Consider the following 2,494-nt stretch of genomic DNA (forward strand, 5'->3'; position numbering starts at 1 on the left):
GCCCACGGCCGAAGGCCGCGAAATCTCGACCACGCAGGCGTATGTGCGCTTTCTCACGCAACTGCTGCGCGACCAGGCCCTGGGCCCGCGCGTAGTGCCCATCCTGGTCGATGAAGCCCGCACCTTCGGCATGGAAGGCCTGTTCCGCCAGATCGGCATCTACAACCCTGACGGCCAGCAATACACGCCGGTCGACAAAGACCAGGTGATGTACTACAAGGAAGACAAGCAGGGCCAGATCCTGCAAGAGGGCATCAACGAAGCTGGTGGCATGAGCAGCTGGATCGCAGCCGCCACCTCGTACAGCACCAACAACCGGATCATGATCCCGTTCTACGTGTACTACTCGATGTTCGGCTTCCAGCGTGTCGGCGACCTGGCCTGGGCGGCCGGCGACATGCAGGCGCGCGGTTTCCTGCTGGGCGGCACTTCGGGCCGCACCACGCTGAACGGCGAAGGCCTGCAGCACGAAGACGGCCACAGCCACATCCTGGCCGGCACCATTCCCAACTGCATCAGCTACGACCCGACCTTTGCCCATGAAGTCGGCGTCATCCTGCACCATGGCCTCAAGCGCATGGTCGAGAAGCAGGACAACGTGTACTTCTACCTCACGCTGCTGAACGAAAACTACGCCATGCCCGGCCTCAAGCCCGGCACCGAAGAGCAGATCATCAAGGGCATGTACCTCTGCAAAGAGGGGGCCAAGCTCACGCCGCGCGTGCAGCTGCTCGGCTCCGGCACCATCCTGCGTGAATCCATTGCCGCGCAAGAGCTGCTTGAAAAAGAGTGGGGCGTTGCCGCCAACGTGTGGAGCTGCCCGAGCTTCAACGAACTGGCCCGTGACGGCCAGGACTGCGAACGCTGGAACCTGCTGCACCCGACCGACAAACAGCGCGTGCCGTTTGTCAGCCAACAGCTTGAGAAGCACACCGGCCCGGTGGTTGCATCCACAGACTACATGAAGGCCTATGCCGAGCAGATTCGCTCCTTCGTACCCAAGGGCCGTACCTACAAGGTGCTGGGCACCGACGGTTTTGGCCGCAGCGACTTCCGCAGCAAGCTGCGTGAGCACTTCGAGATCAACCGCCACTACATCGTCGTGGCGGCGCTCAAGGCGCTCAGCGAAGAGGGCACCATCCCAGCGGCCAAGGTTGCCGAGGCCATCAAAAAGTACGGCATCAACGCCGACAAGATCAATCCGCTTTACGCTTGAGTTAAAACCCTGACGTAGCACCTGTAGCAACCGGAGACAAGAATATGGCAGTGGTAGACATTCAAGTTCCTGATATCGGGGATTTCGACGAAGTGACGGTGATTGAGCTGATGGTCAAGCCCGGCGATACCGTGAAGGCCGAGCAGTCGCTCATCACCGTGGAGTCCGACAAGGCCTCCATGGAAATCCCCTCCAGCCACGCGGGTGTGGTGAAGGAGCTCAAGGTCAAGCTCGACGACAAGGTCAAGCAGGGCTCCGTGGTCCTGACGCTGGAAGTGTCCGGCGCCGAAGCCGCCCCGGCTTCAACAGAAAAACCGGCTGCAGCGCCCGCTGCGCCAGCGCAAGCAGCTAGCAAATCTGTAGCAGCGTCGGCGCCTGCACCCGCAGCGGCCCCGGCAGCCTCCGGTCCGGTGGAAGTCCGTGTGCCCGACATCGGCGACTTCAAGGACGTGTCCGTCATTGAAGTCCTGGTCAAACCCGGCGACACCATCAAGGCTGAGCAGTCGCTGATCACCGTCGAGTCCGACAAAGCCTCGATGGAAATCCCGTCGTCCGCCGCAGGTGTGCTCAAGGAGCTCAAGGTCAAGATGGGCGACGTTGTCAACATCGGCGACCTGCTGGCCATCCTGGAAGGTTCTGCGGCTGTGAGCGCATCGCCTGCGCCCGCACCGGCCCCCGCTGCGGTGCCTGCCGCGGCATCTGCTGCTGCCCCTGCACCGGCAACCTCATCTGCTCCCGCGAGCCAGCCGGCCCATAACCCCACCACTGCGCCTCAGGGCAACCTGCCGCATGCATCGCCCTCGGTGCGCAAGTTCGCGCGCGAACTCGGCGTGCCACTGGCAGAAGTCAAAGGCAGCGGCCCCAAAGGCCGCATCACGCAAGACGACATCCAGGCCTTCACCAAGTCGGTGATGGACGGCAGCGTTCGCACCCAGGCGCAGGCCGCCAAAGCACCCGCATCTTCGGGCGGCGGCGCAGGGCTCGATTTGCTGCCATGGCCAAAAGTTGACTTCACCAAGTTCGGCCCGGTCGAGCGCAAGGACATGTCGCGCATCAAGAAGATCAGCGGTGCCAACCTGCTGCGCAACTACGTGATGATTCCGCACGTCACCAACCATGACGATGCCGACATCACCGAACTGGAAGCCTTCCGCGTTTCGACCAACAAGGAAAACGAAAAAGCCGGGCTGAAAGTCACCATGCTGGCTTTTCTGATCAAGGCCAGCGTTGCGGCCCTGAAGAAATACCCCGAGTTCAATGCCTCGCTCGACGGCGACC

2 protein-coding genes are annotated in these 2,494 nt (G+C 62.1%); both read left to right on the plus strand.

Annotated features, from left to right (window positions below; genetic code table 11):
- Positions 1 to 1,216, plus strand: a 1,216-nt coding sequence (locus AC1D1X_RS20725) for a transketolase-like TK C-terminal-containing protein (RefSeq protein ID WP_477699052.1), incomplete at its 5' end; no start/stop codon positions are given.
- 44 nt (positions 1,217 to 1,260) lie between these two features.
- Positions 1,261 to 2,494: biotin/lipoyl-containing protein (locus tag AC1D1X_RS20730; RefSeq protein WP_477699053.1), on the plus strand; the 1,234-nt coding region annotated here is incomplete at its 3' end.

The sequence above is a fragment of the Polaromonas sp. P1_G4 genome (genome assembly GCF_056405475.1).